The organism is Ruegeria sp. AB7 (genome assembly GCF_056542625.1).
Genome location: NZ_JBQGAC010000005.1, coordinates 66,656 through 82,414, shown reverse-complemented (window position 1 = coordinate 82,414; position 15,759 = coordinate 66,656). Strand labels below are relative to the sequence as shown.

The following is a 15,759-nucleotide window of genomic DNA, read 5'->3' as shown; positions in this document are numbered from 1 at the left end:
ACTCTTAAAACATCTCAGGGGATATGGAGCGCTTGTGCCAAATTTCAAGCAAAGAAAAGGTCTTTTTGAGACCTAGGCCCGCTTGGCTGTGGAAGCAGGTGATTTGGTGCCGAACTGTTCGAATCCCGGTGTGCCGTGATCTTGCGGATGGCGGACAAGGTGCTTGGCCTTGATCTGTTGGGAATTGTCGCGGCTGCCATCGTGGCTATAGCCCGGAGGGGCAAAACAATAAGCCAGACGTTGGCGCAAGGTCAGGCCCGGTTGGGTGGCGTCCCGCCAGATTCCAACCCATTCATGAAACGCCACGCGCAGCGGATTGAACGTGCCGATATTGTGGACAAGCCCATAGTCGACCTTGTCATCTTCTTGCTCGGGGACAAATGTGCCGAACATCTTGTCCCAGATGATAAAGACACCCGCATAGTTGCAATCAAGATATCGCGCATTTCGCCCATGATGGGCGCGGTGGTGACTGGGCGTATTCATGACGGCTTCGAACCAGCGCGGCATTTTGCCGATCGCTTCGGTATGGATCCAGAATTGGTAGATCAGGTTCAGACCTCCGACGAACAGCACCATCGCCGGGTGAAAGCCCAGCAGGATCAGCGGCGCACGTACCACCATCATAAAGGTGAATGTATAGGTCCAGGTCTGCCGCAGCGCCGTTGTAAGGTTGTAATGCTGTGAGCTGTGGTGGTTCACATGACTGGCCCAGACCCAGCGAATGCGGTGCCCAAAGCGGTGCACCCAGTAATACCGCAGATCGTCCAGTACAAAGCACAAGATGATGACCGGGATCGAGGTCCCTAGGTTGAGCGGTGTGATCTGCCACAGCCACATGAAAAACGCATATGCGATGAAGCCCAGCAAAAAGCCCGAGGCGATATTGCCTGCCCCCATGATTAGCGAGGTCAAGGCATCGCGGGTTTCGTACCTACCGCCCCGGCCTTTGATCGCGATCCAAAGGAATTCGGCCAGAATGGCCGCGATGAAGAAAGGCACGGCCCATTGCACCGCGTCGGGAAAACTCACTTGATCGGTCATGCGGGATCCATCAGATTTTGCCAGTGCTGGCGTTCGGTCTCATCAAGGTGGACGATGACCCGAGGAGTGCCGAAATCTTGGAACAGGACTTCAAAGCCTTCGGGATGATCCAGCCAATCGAAATCTCGCAAATGGCGGGCCACGGTATCGGCACCAAAGGACCACAGCAGACCGGCTCCGGTTTCGGTTCGGATAAGGGCGGCGTGACTATCATGGGCAACGGTTACGTCAATGATTGAATCATCTGGAAAGTGACGCAGCCACTGTTCCTGTGCTGTCTTGGGCGTCAGCACTTGCAAGCGTGATTTGCCCGTCAGATGCAGCAGCAAGGCGACCCCGGCAATGCCGCCGACGACGAGGATCAATAGTATTTCCAGCGGCATTCCATCCTCCTGCAGATAACCTGCAAGCGGGCGATTTGTCTGTCAAAGGTGGCGTGGCGTCAGCCGCTTTCCAGGCTTTCCAGAATCTCATGCTGGACGATGCGTGCGACAAACGGCATTAACCCGTCAGGGCCAGAGGCCCGATCTTTGAGATGGATGCAGATATCGGGCCTTCGCGCGGCGATGATGCCAACCATTTCTCCGCGTATCTTGTCATCAAGACCCGCGCCCATGATCGCACAGGCGATGCGCGGTTCCGCGTCCAGCTGCCGCCGCACCTCATCCTGATCATGCGCGCCCAGCCACTGAATCGGTAGGTGATCCAGTTGTTGTGCCACGTCGCCGATTACATTCGGCAACCGCCCAATCAACAGAACTACCGGTTTCATCGGAGTCTCCCTTTCTTCCGGTCGCAAACGAAAACCGGCCCGTTGGGGCCGGTCTCATTCTAACACAGATTTTCTGCAAGAGCGCGCGGGACCTCAGCTATTGCCTTCGACAAGTGCCGAAATTATCGCCTTGGCACTGTCCGAGTTCCATTCTGCATCACCGATCAGGCGTGCGATCTCATTGCCATCGGGGTCGATGATCACAGTGATCGGCAGGCCAATCACTCCCATTTCGCGTGCAACCGCCTGTTTCGGATCCTGATGACGCGGCAAGTTGTCGATGCCGTTTTCGTCAAAGAACTTCTTGATCCCGGCAGGTGTGTTGCGACCGGTCGCCAGGGTCAGAACCTCGAATTTGTCACCGCCAAACTCCTGTTGCAGTTCAGCGATCTGAGGCATTTCTTTGCGGCACGGCGCACACCATGTGGCCCAGAAGTTCAGCAGCACATACTTGCCTTTGTAGTCGGCCAGCGATCCGGTGCCACCATCATCTTCTAGCTCAAAATCGACCACTTTGACCGGCTTGGGCTCACTATGCAGGATCAGCCGCTTCAGGCTGCCCTCACGCAATGGGCCAAGCGTTGCCGCATCTGTTGCCAAAGCGGCGTTTGCACCCAGCGCTAGGGCCATATAAAGGGGGATCAGACGTAACAGGCGCATATCAACTCCGGGTTTTCTTTCATGACCGATCAATCTTCGAACCAGATGTGGGGCGGCCGCTTTGCCGCTGGTCCAGACGCGATCATGGAGGCGATAAATGCCTCGATCGGGTTCGATCAGCGGATGGCAGCCCAGGACATCGCAGGCTCGCGCGCCCATGCCGCCATGTTGGCTGCCACAGGCGTTATTACTGATAGTGATGCGCACGCCATTCGGGAAGGCCTGCTCACCGTTTTGTCAGAAATTCAGAACGGAGAATTTCAGTTCTCGACTGCGCTGGAAGACATCCACATGAATGTCGAGGCGCGACTGAAAGAGGTGATCGGAGAACCCGCAGGCCGTCTGCACACGGGCCGGTCGCGAAACGACCAGGTGGCGACCGATTTCAAACTCTGGGTTCGCGACCAGCTAGATGCCGCAGAATCCGGTCTTCTGGCCCTGATCCGCGCGCTTTTGGCGCAGGCCGAGGCCGGGGCAGACTGGGTCATGCCCGGTTTCACCCACCTGCAAACCGCGCAGCCGGTAACCTGGGGTCACCACATGATGGCCTATGTCGAGATGTTTGGCCGCGATCTGTCCCGCGTGCGCGACGCCCGTGCCCGGATGAACGAATCCCCCTTGGGCGCAGCCGCGTTGGCCGGGACCTCTTTCCCAATCGACCGCCAGATGACAGCTGAGGCGCTGGGCTTCGACCGCCCCGCAGCCAATTCACTTGACGCTGTCAGCGACCGCGACTTCGCGTTGGAGTTCCTGTCGACCGCCTCGATTTGCGCCATGCACTTGTCGCGCTTTGCCGAGGAACTGGTAATCTGGTCCTCGGCCCAATTCCGGTTTGTATCACTGTCTGATCGCTTCTCGACTGGTTCATCAATCATGCCGCAAAAGAAGAACCCCGATGCAGCTGAGCTCATCCGTGCCAAGGTTGGCCGCATATTTGGTGCGAATACTGGCCTGATGATGGTGATGAAGGGGCTGCCGCTGACCTATTCCAAGGACATGCAGGAAGACAAAGAGCAGGTATTTGATGCGGCAGATAACTGGATGCTGGCACTTGCTGCGATGGAAGGCATGGTCAAGGACATGACCGCCAATCGCGAAAGCCTGGCTGCCGCTGCCGGGTCTGGCTTTTCAACTGCGACCGACCTAGCCGACTGGTTGGTCCGCGTGCTGGGCCTGCCCTTCCGCGACGCGCACCATGTCACTGGATCGCTGGTGGCCATGGCTGAAAGCAAGGGCTGCGACCTACCGGATCTGACGCTGGAGGACATGCAATCGGTCCACGCGGACATCACCGACGACGTCTATTCTGTTCTTACCGTCGAAAATTCGGTAAACTCTCGCCAATCCTATGGCGGCACCGCACCGGATCAGGTGCGGGCCCAGATCAAGCGATGGAAGGCGCTGGTGTAATGCAGATACGACGGGTGGTGCTATTGATTGCGGTCGCAGCGGCCTTGGCCGGGTGTGGTGCCGATGGCGAACCCATACAGCCCACCATGAGCGCAAGCGTCGGCGTAGGCAGCAGCGGCACCTATGGCGGTGTTGGCGTTGGTCTCAGACGCGGTGGGCTAGGCGTTTATCTGGGGCTCTGAACTCCAAAATTGCAATTTACTGATCGCACACCCATCTGCATCTGACACGTCCTGAATGACAAAGAGAAAATGCATGAGACCTGCCGGCCTGATCCTCTGCCTCGCCGTACTTGCAGCTTGCGACCCGTCAGGCGCACCCCGAACGGAACCAACGGCCGCACCTAGCGGGTCCGGGGTCTCGGTTTCAGGATATGCGAGGGTTGGCGCGTCAAAGACGTTCTGAACCGCGACGGTGACCACAACCCTACCGGAATCATTTGATCCACATACCTCTTTTGGTCTAAGCGCGCAGGCATGGATCATTTTCTCTACCGCGACGGCGCGCTTTTCGCCGAGGATGTGCCAATCTCCGAAATCGCAGCCGCGGTCGGAACCCCGTTCTATGTCTATTCGACGGCGACGCTGTTACGGCATTTCAAGCTGTTCGATGACGCGCTTGAGGGCACTGATCACCTAGTCTGCTATGCGATGAAAGCGGCCAGCAATCAGGCCATCCTGAAGACGCTGGGGCAGGCAGGTGCGGGAATGGATGTGGTTTCGGGCGGGGAATATCTGCGCGCCAAAGCCGCGGGCGTGCCCGGAGACAAGATTGTCTTTTCGGGCGTCGGCAAGACAGCGGATGAGATTCGTACCGCTCTGACCGGTGGAATTCGTCAGTTCAATGTCGAATCCGAGCCCGAAATGCAGGTGATCAATGCGGTTGCACTGGAATTGGGCAAGGTTGCGCCGATCACTGTTCGGGTGAATCCGGACGTGGATGCAAAAACCCACGCCAAGATCGCCACCGGCAAGTCCGAGAACAAGTTCGGCATCCCGATTTCGCGCGCGTCCGAGGTTTATGCACTGGCCGCAAGCCTTCCGGGATTGGAGGTGATTGGGATCGACGTTCATATCGGCTCACAACTGACCGAGTTGGAGCCGTTTGAGCTGGCTTATAACAAGGTTGCTGAGCTGACCGAGCGTCTGCGCGCTGAGGGACATAACATCCGCCGCCTTGATCTGGGCGGTGGCTTGGGTATTCCCTATGCCCGTTCCAACGACGCGCCTCCGCTGCCGGTTGAATATGGTGCGATGGTCAAGAAAACACTGGGCCATCTGGGCTGCGAGATCGAGATTGAGCCCGGTCGGCTGATTGCCGGAAACGCGGGTCTGATGGTGTCCAAGGTCATCTATGTTAAATCCGGCGAAGACCGCGATTTCCTGATCCTCGATAGCGCGATGAACGACCTGATCCGCCCCGCGATGTATGAGGCGTATCATGATATAGTGGCGGTCGAAGAACCTGCCGCAGGGGTCGAACAGCGCCCGTATGATATCGTTGGTCCGGTCTGTGAATCCGGGGATACCTTTGCAAAACAACGCAACATGCCGGCTTTGAAATCGGGCGATCTTATCGCATTCCGCAGTGCAGGTGCCTACGGTGCTGTCATGTCCAGCGAATACAATACGCGGCCCCTAATCCCTGAGGTTCTGGTGAACGGGGATCAATTTGCCGTAATTCGTGAACGCCCAAGCTTTGACGAAATCATAAACCGCGATACCATACCTGAGTGGCTTTGACGCGATAGGCGCGTCGGGCCGATCAGGAGGCCCGCCTTGCGCGACAACCAGACCTTGCCAATTCCAAGACTGTCCCTGTGGCTGACGCACGGGGGTATGCTGGCTGAGCAGGTGATGCGCGCCTTCTGGCCGTTCTTTTCTATTCTTATGGCGCTGCTGGCCGCCCTGATGCTGGGTCTGCACGATCTTGTGCGCATTGAAGCCGTTTGGATTTCTGCAGCGATCGGATTGATTGCTATGATTGCGACAGCGGTTTTGGGAATCAGACGGTTCCACCTGCCAACCCGGGCCCAGGCGCTGGTTCGGCTGGATGAAACCCTGCCCGGACGCCCGATACAAGCACTGATGGACGATCAGGCAATCGGTGCAATGGATGCGGATTCGGTGGCACTGTGGCATGCGCACCAGACGCGCATGGCAGATCGTGCATCAAAGGCCGATCCGGTAAAACCCGACTTGCGGCTGGCGTCTCGCGATCCCTATGCGCTTCGCTATGCTGCCTTATTGGCACTCGTCGTTGCGGCTCTGTTCGGCTCGTTCTGGCGGATAGGCTCGGTCGCTGACATGACGCCGGGGACCGCTCAGGCGGGGCAGGGCCCGACTTGGGAGGGTTGGATTGAACCGCCGCGCTACACCGGGCTGCCAACGCTCTACCTTGCCGATCAGACCGATCCGACGTTGACGGTGCCTAAAGGCAGCCGCATCACACTTCGGTTCTACGGCGAGATCGGCGCGCACAGCCTGACAGAATCTTCGACACCTCTGGGCACCGAAGCCGCGACAGAACCGGAACAGGAATTTGTTGCCGAACGCTCGGGTCAGATGCGGATCGATGGCCCGGCCGGTCGCGATTGGGCGCTTGAGATCCTTCCAGACACTGCGCCCAGGATCGCGACGGCAGGAGTGGCGCAATCAGAGGCTGGCGGACAGATGAAGCTGCCTTTCGCTGCTGCGGATGACTATGGAATCGTCTCCGGCACCGCCCGGATCGAATTGGACCTGCCTGCGGTCAACCGTCAATTCGGTCTTGCGACCGAGCCAGAACCGCGCGAGATCATTACGGTCGAGTTGCCAATGCCGATTACAGGCGATCGGACCGATTTCACCGAAGACTTGATCGAGGATTTCTCGCAGCACCCTTGGGCACATTTGCCGGTGAAAATAACCCTCATGGCTATCGACGCGGCAGATCAAGAGACGGTGGCAGAACCTTATCTGACAGAACTGCCCGCCCGTAGGTTCTTTGACCCACTGGCTGCTGCGGTGATCGAACAGCGGCGCGATCTGCTCTGGTCGCGCGAAAACGCGCTGCGTGTATCGCAATTGCTGCGCGCGGTTTCGCACCTACCCGAGGACCTTTTCCGCTCAGATACAGCGTATCTGCGTCTGCGTGTGATCCTGCGGCGGCTGGAGACCTTCGACAAATACAGCGCACTGAACGTCAAACAGCAGGAAGAAATTGCGCAGGCACTGTGGGATCTGGCGGTTCTGATCGAGGATGGCACGCTGGCCGACGCATTGGAACGGATGCGCCGTGCGCAGGAGCGTCTGACCGAAGCGATGCAGAACGGTGCCAGCGACGAAGAGATTGCCGAACTGATGCAGGAGCTGCGCGAAGCGACACAGGATTACATGCGGCAACTCCAGCGTCTGGCGCAGGAAAACGGTGAGACGCAGCAAGGACAGCAGGGCCAGAACGGCGAAACCCTGCAGATGACGCAGGATGACCTGCAGCGAATGATGGACCGCATTCAGGAGCTCATGGAACAAGGCCGCATGGCCGAGGCGCAGCAGGCATTGGAAGAGTTCCAGCAAATGATGGAAAACATGCGCGTCACACAAGGGCAGGGCCAAGGTGGCCAGTCCGAAGGACAGCAGGCCATGGAAGGGCTGGCAGAAACCCTGCGCGAACAACAGGGCCTCAGCGATCAGGCATTCCGCGACCTGCAGGAACAGTTCAACCCCGGTGCGCAAGCGGGCGAAAGTCAGGGAAATGAGGGCCGCAATGGTGGTCTGGGACGCGGCCAGAGCCATGAAGGCCAGGGCGGTCAGGGCCAGGGTCAGGATGAGGCTGGTGAAGGCCAGCAAGGTCAGGGGTCACTGGCGGATCGGCAGCAGGCGCTGCGGGATGAGTTGAATCGGCAGCAACAGGGTCTGCCCGGCGGTGGTACACCCGAAGGCGACGCTGCGCGCGAAGCATTGGGCCGTGCGGGCCGGGCCATGGACGACGCCGAAGACGCCTTGCGCAGCGATGATCTGGCCGAGGCGATTGACCGTCAATCCGAGGCGATGGAAGCCCTGCGCGAAGGCATGCGTTCACTGGGCGAAGCCCTGGCGCAGAACCAGCAGAACCAGCCGGGTCAAGGGACCGAGGCCGGCGACATGCAGGCCAATAACCGCGATCCATTGGGTCGTACGCCAGGTTCCGCGGGATCAATCTCGACCGACGACAACTTGCTGCAAGGCGAAGATGTATATCGCCGTGCGCGCGAGTTGCTGGATGAAATCCGCCGTAGGACCGGTGAACAGGATCGGCCTCAGATCGAGTTGGAATACCTCAAGCGATTGCTCGAAAGGTTCTAGTTCTGCCCTGCGCCCCCGGTCTGTGTCTCAAGCCAAAGGCGCGCTTGATCGACCAGTGAGACATATGATTTCAGCATCGGATCAGCCTGAGGAACCGCCTCGCTGATCTGATTGGCGTTTCCATATATCAGAAACAGAATGACGCCGATGATAATGATCAAGGCAAAGCCACGCAGAAACCCACCGGATTTGCGGGCCGGAGCAACGGCTTCAGCTTCGTCCGATGTCAAGTCGCTGCGCAGACCCGAGTTGATCGCCTCAACATCCGGCAGCTCATCTTTCTGACCTGCGTCAGCGGCGGTTTCAGTGGCCGAGGGCCGTTTCGGTTTGACCTTGGGCTCTTCAGGCGGATCCAATGCCAGATCAGGTTGGCTTTCCAGATTACTGCCTTCACGCTCGCGCAGCTCTGCCTCGCGTGCAGCCTCTTCCTTGAGGATGCTGGATACCACTGGGTCTACGTTTCCAACACTCAATTCCTCGGGCGCATCGGGTTCTGGTGTGTCTTCTGCCTTAACCTTTTCTGGCTCGGCCTTGGCCGTATCGGGTTCTGGCGCATCCTCTGACTTAACATCTTCCGGTTCGGCAAAGGCTGCCTGGATTGCAGTTGCAGATTTCGCTTCCGGCTCTGCTTTGCTGGCGACTGGATACTTTTCCTGAAACCAGGTCTCTTCGCAAGCCGAGCATTGAACTTCGCGCCCGTCCTCGGGGATCACTTCGTCCGGGACTTCGTACTGGGCGCTGCAATTCGGACACGTTAAACGCATTCTGCCTCCTGACCTTCAAGGCTGGCCTGATAATAGTTTTTTCAGGGATGATATTCCGTTAAGACCCAACAGCAAAGCGTGTTTTCGGTTTCGCGGGCCAAGTGTCGCCAATTGGCCCCGCCCAAGGCATTGAATCCACCGCTGCGCTCGGGCAAGAGGTGAGCAGAATAAAGGGGGCAGGCGTGATCGAGCTGGAGAATATCAGCTATACCTACGGCGGTGGTGAGTTGCTAAGCGATGTTTCGCTGCAATTACAGCCCGGATCGTTCCACTTTCTGACCGGGCCTTCGGGTGCGGGCAAGACCACATTGCTGAAACTCTGTTATGGCGCGTTGTTGCCAACCTCGGGCAGGTTGATGGCCTTTGGTGAGGATATCGCCCGCATGGACCGCGATCAGATGGCGCTGCTGCGCCGCCGAATTGGCGTGGTGCATCAGGATTGCCGATTTTTGGATCACATGACGCTGGCCGAGAATGTCGCGTTGCCGCTGATGGTCTCGGGGCGCTCTGAAAATGGGCAGCAGGACGATCTGACCGAACTGCTTGGCTGGGTCGGGCTTGGCAGCAGGCTTGAGGCGCACCCGCCTGAACTATCGGGGGGCGAACGCCAGCGTGCCGCATTGGCCCGCGCAGTCATCCTATCGCCCGATGTGGTGCTTGCGGATGAACCCACCGGCAATGTGGACTGGGAGATGTCGCAACGACTTCTGCGCCTGTTGGTCGAATTGAACAGGATGGGAAAAACCGTGCTGATCGCCACCCATGACCTAAGCCTGATCCGCGCCGCCAAAAGCCAAGTTCAGGCTCGCGTACTGCGTATCGCGCAGCGCCGGGTGCAGCTTGCGGGGGCGGATCTATGAGCAAGGGCACGATCCGCAATTTGCTGCGCCGTGACAGCCGCGCCGACCGGGTGGTGCCACCCACGGGCTTTACGGCGCAATTGACCCTGTTCGTGTCTGGCGCAATGGCCTTTCTGGCGGTGTTTGCGCTGGCTCTTTCGTTAGCCTCGGGCCGTGTGGCGGATCGTTGGGCTTCAGAGTTGGCGGGGGCAGCGACCTTGCGGATCAATGCCCCTGCAGATCAACGTGCGGCGCAAACCGAGGCTGCTTTGAACGTCCTCCAGCAAACGCCGGGTGTGGCTTCGGCTCGCGCGTTGACGAGCGAAGAGCAGGCCACACTGCTGTCACCCTGGTTCGGACCGGACTTGCCTCTGGACACTTTACCAATCCCGCAGCTGATAGAGATTATCGAAGGTGAGCCGGGTCTTGATGCGGCTGGCCTGCGGCTGCGGCTAGGGGCTGAGGTGCCGGGCGCAGTGCTGGATGATCACACTCGCTGGCGCGAACCATTGGTTGATGCGGCCAATTCACTGCGGCGTCTGGGCTGGATTTCGATCCTGCTGATCGGCGGCGCCACTGCCGCCATGATCACGCTTGCCGCCAACGCCTCGCTTGCCGCCAACGCGCAGATAATCGAGGTTCTGCGTCAGGTCGGCGCGCGGGACCGGTTCATCGCCGGAGCGTTCGTGCGCCGCTTTACGTTCCGGGCGCTGTTTGGGGCAGCGGTCGGCACCTTGCTGGGTATGACGGGTGTATTGTTGCTCCCCGAAGCCTCGGATGCGGGTGGTTTTCTCACTGGCCTTGGGTTTCAGGGTATCGGTTGGATCCTGCCCGTGCTGATCCCGGTATTGGGCGCGGCCGTTGCGTTTCTGGCCACATGGTCAGCCGCGCAGCGCAAGTTGAAGGAGCTTTCGTGATGTTCATGGCTATTCAATGGGTCCGGTCGCTGATCTTCATGATCACCATCTATGCCTGGATGCTGGTACTGGGGCTTGTCTTTGCCCCCTATGCGCTGTTCGCCAAGCGTGGCGCATTGCGAGCATGCAAAACCTATGCGCGCACAACCAAGTGGTTGGCCCGCTGGATGGTTGGTATTCGCTGCGAAGTGCGCGGAGAAGTCCCACATGGCGAGGTTGTGATCGGCGCCAAGCACCAGTCGTTTCTGGACATCATCATAATCTTCGACGCCATCCCACACGGCAAATTCATCATGAAGCGAGAGCTTCTGTGGACGCCGGTCATCGGAATGTATGCGCGCCGTCTGGGATGTATCCCGGTCAATCGCGGCAAACGCGGGGCGGCGGTTGCGAAGATGGTCAAGGATGTCGCCCGCGAGTTCAGCGAACCCGGTCAGTTGGTGATCTACCCGCAAGGTACGCGCGTCGCGCCTGGGGTGCACAAGCCCTACAAGGTTGGAACGGCGGTTCTGTATGAAGGGCTCGGGTTCCCGTGCGTACCCGTTGCCACCAATGCGGGCGTCTTCTGGCCCAGAACCGGTGTCATGCGCAAGCCCGGCACGGCGATTGTCGATTTCCTAAATCCAATCGAACCCGGCGTTGCGCGGAATGACTTTCTGGAACGGCTGGAAAACGTGATTGAGACACGCTCGAACGAATTGATGAGAGAAGTGGGGTTTGACCCGGATGGAATTCGTTAAGGATATCACTGCCCTTGAGGCTCTGTATGGCACACCCGGCGCAGCCTCCATACGCAAAGTGGCGCGGCGGCTAACACCGCTCTACCGCAAATGGATTATGGCCTCACGCCTGTGTATCCTCAGCACCGTCGGCTCCGAAGGTGTCGATGGCAGCCCGCGTGGAGATGAAGGGCCAGTTGTGTTGGAACTGGACCAAGGCACCCTGGCACTGCCGGATTGGCGGGGAAACAACCGCTTGGATTCCCTGCGAAATATCGTACTCGATCCACGCGTCTCATTGTTGTTCATGGTGCCCGGTTCGAACAATGTGGTTCGGGTAAATGGGAACGCTCAACTGACTGCTGATGAAGCCCTGCGCGCCCGGTTAGAGAAAAACGGGAAGCGCCCCGCGACCGTCATCGTGATCGAAATTTCCGAAATCTACACCCAATGTGCCCGCGCCTTGATGCGCGCGCAAACATGGAGCGGGCGGGATGAATCCGATGGGCTGCCAACCGTCGGCGAGATCCTCTCGGAGATGACGTCAGGAGAAGAAGGCGGCGCGCAATATGATCAGGAATGGGGTGCCCGCGCCGCAAAAACCATGTGGTAGGTAAACATGGCTCTGATTCAGCCGATCACCTCACCGATCAGCATCTGCGGTTTGACATTTGTGAAGTTTGGCAGATCGGCCAGGACAGGGCCTGCCTTTGACATAGCGTCGTTCATCGCTTCCTGATCTTCAAATATGATCGTTGCGATCGCGTAGTGACCCGCCGCCTCATCCGGGCCTCCCGCAATGCCTTTGGTTACGACCGTACGTTCGATATGTGACCCCATGTGCTCGCCGACAAGCGGAAGATGTGTGCCGACATAATAGTCGAAATCGAAATGTGTTTCTGTACCTATGGGATAGATCACCTGTAAACTGACGCTCATCTGACTTCCTTTCCAAAAGCAATGGAGTCAGTAAACCGCGTCTGATCACCTGCCGCAAATGGTTTTGAGCGACACGGGGTGCCGCTCAAGGAGACTAGGTAGAGGACCTGCTCAGGTTGGGTCAGCTGTGAATTGGCCCGTCACCACAGGCGAGCGCCGCCTCGCGCACTGCTTCGGAATAGGTCGGGTGAGCGTGGCAGGTCAGGGCCAGATCTTCGGCTGATGCGCCGAATTCCATGGCGACGCAAACCTCGTGGATCAGGTCTCCGGCCGCGGGGCCGATGATATGCGCGCCCAGAATGCGATCGGTTTCTTTGTCTGCCAGAATCTTGACGAACCCGTCGGCTGCGAAATTCGCCTTGGCCCGGCCATTGCCCATGAACATGAACTTGCCGACCTTGTAGGCGCGGCCCTGTTCTTTGAGTGTCGCTTCGGTCTCACCCACATTGGCCACTTCGGGCCAAGTGTAGATGACTCCCGGAATGACACCATAGTTCACATGACCATGCTTGCCTGCAACCTGCTCGGCTGCGGCCATGCCCTCGTCTTCAGCCTTGTGGGCCAGCATCGGGCCTTCGGTCACGTCGCCGATGGCGTAGATGCCCGGCACGTTGGTCTGCCAATCACTACCGACCTTGATCTGGCCGCGCCGGGTCATCTCGACGCCCAAAGCGTCCAGCCCCAGCCCATCCGAATATGGCTTGCGCCCGGTGGCCACCAGCACAGTATCGGCATCGATGACATGCTCGCTGTCATCCTTGAGCAGCTTGTATGTCACCTTGGCTTTGGTCTTGGTGGCTTCGGTCTTTTGCACCGCAGCGCCCATGACGAACTTCAAACCCTGTTTCTTCAGGATACGCTGGAAAGTCTTCTGAACCTCGGGGTCCATACCCGGCGTGATTTCCTTGAGGAATTCGATCACCGTCACCTCTGCGCCCAAACGGCTGTAGACCGAGCCCAATTCAAGCCCGATCACACCGGCACCGATCACAATCATTTTCTTGGGAACTTTGCCCAGAGACAACGCGCCGGTCGAAGTCACTACGACCTTTTCGTCAACCTCGACGCCAGGCAGTGCCGATGGCTCAGAGCCCGACGCGATAATGATGTTCTTGGTCTCATGGACCTCATCACCAACCTTGACCTTGCCCGCAGCAGGGATTGAGCCCCAACCTTTCAGCCAATCGATCTTGTTCTTCTTGAACAGAAACTCGATGCCCTTGGTGTTGCCATCGATCACCTCGTCCTTGTAGGCCTGCATCTGCTTCCAATCGACCGAAGGTGACTTCCCCTTCAGACCCATCTTTGCAAAGTTGTGTTCGGCTTCGTGCAACTGATGGCTGGCATGCAACAATGCTTTCGAGGGGATGCAGCCCACGTTCAGGCAAGTCCCACCCAGCGTCTCGCGCCCCTCGACAACTGCGGTTTTAAGGCCCAGTTGGGCGCAACGGATGGCGCAGACATAGCCGCCGGGTCCGGCGCCGATTACGATGACGTCATAATTTGCCATTACATTCTCCTAAATCGACCGGGTGATCCGGCAGCGTCCCGATCCGGTGTGGCGGGTCGGGTACCTATATTTCAAACGGGTTCCAGCAGCTTGATCGAGATATGGGCTATCCCGCCCCGCTCGTGATGCATCGCCAACTCTTCCGACCCAAAAAACGCCTTTGCCTTGTCCAGATCCATAACCTCGAACATGGCTATCGCATGATCCCGCTGATCCGGATCGCGCCAGACATGCAGGTCGCGGATGCCCGCGGCCTTGCGCATCGGTTGATCCTCGCGGAACACCTTCAGCCATGCATCGAAATCGGCCACATCGGCTTGCCACAGTACATGAGTCGCCATCTTAAAGATCCATCAGCAGACGGCGCGGGTCTTCCAGCGCCTCTTTTACGCGGACAAGGAATGTCACAGCACCCTTGCCGTCCACAATACGGTGATCATAGGACAGCGCCAGATACATCATCGGGCGGATTTTGATCTCACCATTGATGACCATGGGACGATCCTGGATCTTGTGCATGCCCAGAATGCCCGATTGCGGCGGGTTCAGGATCGGTGAAGACATCAGCGAGCCGTAGACGCCTCCGTTCGAGATCGTGAAAGTGCCGCCCTGCATTTCCGCCATCGAGAGTTTACCATCACGGGCGCGCTTGCCCTTTTCGGCGATGGCTTTCTCGATCGCTGCGAAAGACATCGAGTCCGCATCCCGGATGACTGGAACCACCAGCCCTTGCGGCGTACCTGCGGCCACACCCATATGCACGAAGTTCTTGTAGACGATGTCATTGCCGTCGATCTCGGCATTCACTTCGGGCACTTCTTTCAGCGCATGACAGCAGGCCTTGGTGAAAAAGGACATAAAGCCCAGACGTACGCCATGCTTCTTCTCGAACTGGTCCTTGTACTGGTTGCGCAGGGCCATCACCTCGGTCATGTCCACCTCGTTATAGGTGGTCAGGATCGCGGCGGTGTTCTGCGCGTCCTTCAGGCGCTTGGCAATGGTCTGGCGCAGACGTGTCATGCGCACACGTTCCTCGCGTGAGGCATCTTCCGCAGCTACAGGCGCACGCGGAGCTTGGGCAGCGGGGGCGGGCACAGCCGCCGCAGGCGCTGGGGCTGTAGCTGCTGCAACTGCCTTTGCCACGTCTTCTTTCATGATACGACCATCGCGTCCGGTGCCAGTGACCTGATCCGCAGACAGACCAGCTTCGGCCATCGCTTTCTCAGCCGATGGAGCGTTGGACACGTCTTTAGCTGTGCTGGCTGCAGCCGGAGCGGCGACGGCTGCCACCGGAGCCGCTGCCGCACCTGCGGCTGCGCCCGAGATCACCGCCAATTTGGCAGAAGCATCGACCGTGCTGCCTTCAGGCGCAACGATTTCAGCCAGAACGCCTGCCGCCGGGGCAGGGACCTCGACCGAGACCTTGTCGGTCTCCAACTCGCACAGCATTTCATCCTGTGCAACGCTGTCGCCGACCTGTTTGAACCATGTCGAGACTGTAGCCTCGGTGACGGATTCACCCAATGTCGGCACCATCACATCTACACTGCCGCCTGATGCTGCGGGTGCCGCTGCCGCCGGGGCCGGGGCCGCCGCTGCCGGAGCAGGCGCAGCCCCTTCGCCCGCCGCTATCGTGGCAAGCAGGGCATCGACGCCCACGGTCTCACCTTCGGCTGCAACTATCTCGCCCATCACGCCAGCAGCGGGTGAGGGCACCTCGACCGTGACCTTGTCGGTCTCAAGTTCACATAGCATCTCATCTACGGCGACTGCATCGCCCGGTTTCTTGAACCAGGTCGCAACGGTGGCTTCGGTGACAGACTCGCCCAGCGTGGGAACACGAACTTCAATCGTCATCGT

Annotated in this window: 17 protein-coding genes; 8 read left to right on the top strand and 9 right to left on the bottom strand. The window is 58.7% G+C overall.

From position 1 onward, the window contains the following. Positions 1-72: 72 nt before the first annotated feature. From ACR0EN_RS13925 to ACR0EN_RS13910, 4 genes are all read right to left on the bottom strand, one after another. Complete coding sequence (locus ACR0EN_RS13925) at positions 73-1,044, bottom strand: sterol desaturase family protein (RefSeq protein ID WP_170597266.1); 972 nt, start codon at positions 1,042-1,044, stop codon at positions 73-75. Next, complete coding sequence (locus ACR0EN_RS13920; protein WP_480587276.1) at positions 1,041-1,427, bottom strand: hypothetical protein; 387 nt, start codon at positions 1,425-1,427, stop codon at positions 1,041-1,043. Before ACR0EN_RS13920 ends, ACR0EN_RS13925 begins: the two co-directional genes overlap by 4 nt. 59 nt (positions 1,428-1,486) lie before the next feature. Continuing rightward, positions 1,487-1,816 carry a hypothetical protein gene (locus ACR0EN_RS13915; protein ID WP_480587273.1) on the bottom strand — a complete coding sequence of 110 codons (330 nt, stop codon included), beginning with the start codon at positions 1,814-1,816 and terminating at the stop codon, positions 1,487-1,489. 93 nt (positions 1,817-1,909) lie between these two features. Next, entirely contained in the window at positions 1,910-2,476 is a 567-nt protein-coding gene (locus tag ACR0EN_RS13910) for a TlpA disulfide reductase family protein (protein ID WP_170395758.1), read from the bottom strand. A 21-nt stretch (positions 2,477-2,497) separates the two neighbouring features. On the opposite strand from ACR0EN_RS13910, the gene argH reads away from it, so the two are divergent. The 4 genes from argH (at position 2,498) to ACR0EN_RS13890 (ending at position 8,211) form a co-directional block, all read left to right on the top strand. Continuing rightward, positions 2,498-3,886, top strand: coding sequence for an argininosuccinate lyase (gene argH, locus ACR0EN_RS13905; protein WP_170408352.1), 1,389 nt, complete (start codon positions 2,498-2,500; stop codon positions 3,884-3,886). Beyond that, positions 3,886-4,068 carry an argininosuccinate lyase gene (locus ACR0EN_RS13900; protein WP_170395762.1) on the top strand — a complete coding sequence of 61 codons (183 nt, stop codon included), beginning with the start codon at positions 3,886-3,888 and terminating at the stop codon, positions 4,066-4,068. The genes argH and ACR0EN_RS13900 overlap by 1 nt, the downstream gene beginning before the upstream one ends. Positions 4,069-4,362: 294 nt before the next feature. Continuing rightward, complete coding sequence (gene lysA, locus ACR0EN_RS13895; protein ID WP_170818590.1) at positions 4,363-5,628, top strand: diaminopimelate decarboxylase; 1,266 nt, start codon at positions 4,363-4,365, stop codon at positions 5,626-5,628. A gap of 96 nt (positions 5,629-5,724) precedes the next feature. Continuing rightward, complete coding sequence (locus ACR0EN_RS13890; protein ID WP_480587554.1) at positions 5,725-8,211, top strand: TIGR02302 family protein; 2,487 nt, start codon at positions 5,725-5,727, stop codon at positions 8,209-8,211. Here the strand turns inward: ACR0EN_RS13890 and ACR0EN_RS13885 are convergent. Then, positions 8,208-8,975 carry a zinc-ribbon domain-containing protein gene (locus ACR0EN_RS13885; protein WP_480587270.1) on the bottom strand — a complete coding sequence of 256 codons (768 nt, stop codon included), beginning with the start codon at positions 8,973-8,975 and terminating at the stop codon, positions 8,208-8,210. The two genes, ACR0EN_RS13890 and ACR0EN_RS13885, sit on opposite strands and share 4 nt — an antisense overlap. A gap of 182 nt (positions 8,976-9,157) precedes the next feature. On the opposite strand from ACR0EN_RS13885, the gene ACR0EN_RS13880 reads away from it, so the two are divergent. The 4 genes from ACR0EN_RS13880 to ACR0EN_RS13865 are packed head-to-tail and all read left to right on the top strand — an operon-like array spanning position 9,158 to position 12,063. Then, positions 9,158-9,835, top strand: coding sequence for a cell division ATP-binding protein FtsE (locus ACR0EN_RS13880; RefSeq protein ID WP_170423929.1), 678 nt, complete (start codon positions 9,158-9,160; stop codon positions 9,833-9,835). After that, positions 9,832-10,731, top strand: coding sequence for an FtsX-like permease family protein (locus ACR0EN_RS13875; RefSeq protein WP_170408348.1), 900 nt, complete (start codon positions 9,832-9,834; stop codon positions 10,729-10,731). The genes ACR0EN_RS13880 and ACR0EN_RS13875 overlap by 4 nt, the downstream gene beginning before the upstream one ends. Then, positions 10,731-11,471 carry a lysophospholipid acyltransferase family protein gene (locus tag ACR0EN_RS13870; RefSeq protein WP_170513904.1) on the top strand — a complete coding sequence of 247 codons (741 nt, stop codon included), beginning with the start codon at positions 10,731-10,733 and terminating at the stop codon, positions 11,469-11,471. The genes ACR0EN_RS13875 and ACR0EN_RS13870 overlap by 1 nt, the downstream gene beginning before the upstream one ends. Continuing rightward, the gene (locus ACR0EN_RS13865; protein WP_170818592.1) at positions 11,458-12,063 is read left to right on the top strand and encodes a pyridoxamine 5'-phosphate oxidase family protein; all 606 of its coding nucleotides are present in this window, start codon (positions 11,458-11,460) and stop codon (positions 12,061-12,063) included. Before ACR0EN_RS13870 ends, ACR0EN_RS13865 begins: the two co-directional genes overlap by 14 nt. 17 nt (positions 12,064-12,080) lie before the next feature. On the opposite strand, the gene ACR0EN_RS13860 is transcribed toward ACR0EN_RS13865, so the two are convergent. From ACR0EN_RS13860 to odhB, 4 genes are all read right to left on the bottom strand, one after another. Then, the gene (locus ACR0EN_RS13860; protein WP_170408345.1) at positions 12,081-12,389 is read right to left on the bottom strand and encodes an EthD family reductase; all 309 of its coding nucleotides are present in this window, start codon (positions 12,387-12,389) and stop codon (positions 12,081-12,083) included. A 121-nt stretch (positions 12,390-12,510) separates the two neighbouring features. Beyond that, the gene (lpdA, locus tag ACR0EN_RS13855; protein WP_480587267.1) at positions 12,511-13,899 is read right to left on the bottom strand and encodes a dihydrolipoyl dehydrogenase; all 1,389 of its coding nucleotides are present in this window, start codon (positions 13,897-13,899) and stop codon (positions 12,511-12,513) included. A 71-nt stretch (positions 13,900-13,970) separates the two neighbouring features. Continuing rightward, on the bottom strand, positions 13,971-14,240 hold the full coding sequence (locus ACR0EN_RS13850; RefSeq protein WP_170513081.1) for a hypothetical protein: 270 nt from the start codon (positions 14,238-14,240) through the stop codon (positions 13,971-13,973). Position 14,241: 1 nt separating this feature from the next. Next, positions 14,242-15,756: a 2-oxoglutarate dehydrogenase complex dihydrolipoyllysine-residue succinyltransferase gene (odhB, locus tag ACR0EN_RS13845; RefSeq protein WP_480587264.1), complete on the bottom strand. Its 1,515-nt coding sequence runs from the start codon at positions 15,754-15,756 to the stop codon at positions 14,242-14,244. Positions 15,757-15,759: the final 3 nt, after the last annotated feature.

Coding starts and splice junctions, on each gene's coding strand:
- ACR0EN_RS13925 (WP_170597266.1), bottom strand. CDS start 1,044: ATGACCGATCAAGTGAGTTTTCCCGACGCGGTGCAATGGGCCGTGCCT.
- ACR0EN_RS13920 (WP_480587276.1), bottom strand. CDS start 1,427: ATGCCGCTGGAAATACTATTGATCCTCGTCGTCGGCGGCATTGCCGGG.
- ACR0EN_RS13915 (WP_480587273.1), bottom strand. CDS start 1,816: ATGAAACCGGTAGTTCTGTTGATTGGGCGGTTGCCGAATGTAATCGGC.
- ACR0EN_RS13910 (WP_170395758.1), bottom strand. CDS start 2,476: ATGCGCCTGTTACGTCTGATCCCCCTTTATATGGCCCTAGCGCTGGGT.
- argH (WP_170408352.1), top strand. CDS start 2,498: ATGACCGATCAATCTTCGAACCAGATGTGGGGCGGCCGCTTTGCCGCT.
- ACR0EN_RS13900 (WP_170395762.1), top strand. CDS start 3,886: ATGCAGATACGACGGGTGGTGCTATTGATTGCGGTCGCAGCGGCCTTG.
- lysA (WP_170818590.1), top strand. CDS start 4,363: ATGGATCATTTTCTCTACCGCGACGGCGCGCTTTTCGCCGAGGATGTG.
- ACR0EN_RS13890 (WP_480587554.1), top strand. CDS start 5,725: ATGCTGGCTGAGCAGGTGATGCGCGCCTTCTGGCCGTTCTTTTCTATT.
- ACR0EN_RS13885 (WP_480587270.1), bottom strand. CDS start 8,975: ATGCGTTTAACGTGTCCGAATTGCAGCGCCCAGTACGAAGTCCCGGAC.
- ACR0EN_RS13875 (WP_170408348.1), top strand. CDS start 9,832: ATGAGCAAGGGCACGATCCGCAATTTGCTGCGCCGTGACAGCCGCGCC.
- ACR0EN_RS13870 (WP_170513904.1), top strand. CDS start 10,731: ATGTTCATGGCTATTCAATGGGTCCGGTCGCTGATCTTCATGATCACC.
- ACR0EN_RS13865 (WP_170818592.1), top strand. CDS start 11,458: ATGGAATTCGTTAAGGATATCACTGCCCTTGAGGCTCTGTATGGCACA.
- ACR0EN_RS13860 (WP_170408345.1), bottom strand. CDS start 12,389: ATGAGCGTCAGTTTACAGGTGATCTATCCCATAGGTACAGAAACACAT.
- lpdA (WP_480587267.1), bottom strand. CDS start 13,899: ATGGCAAATTATGACGTCATCGTAATCGGCGCCGGACCCGGCGGCTAT.
- ACR0EN_RS13850 (WP_170513081.1), bottom strand. CDS start 14,240: ATGGCGACTCATGTACTGTGGCAAGCCGATGTGGCCGATTTCGATGCA.
- odhB (WP_480587264.1), bottom strand. CDS start 15,756: ATGACGATTGAAGTTCGTGTTCCCACGCTGGGCGAGTCTGTCACCGAA.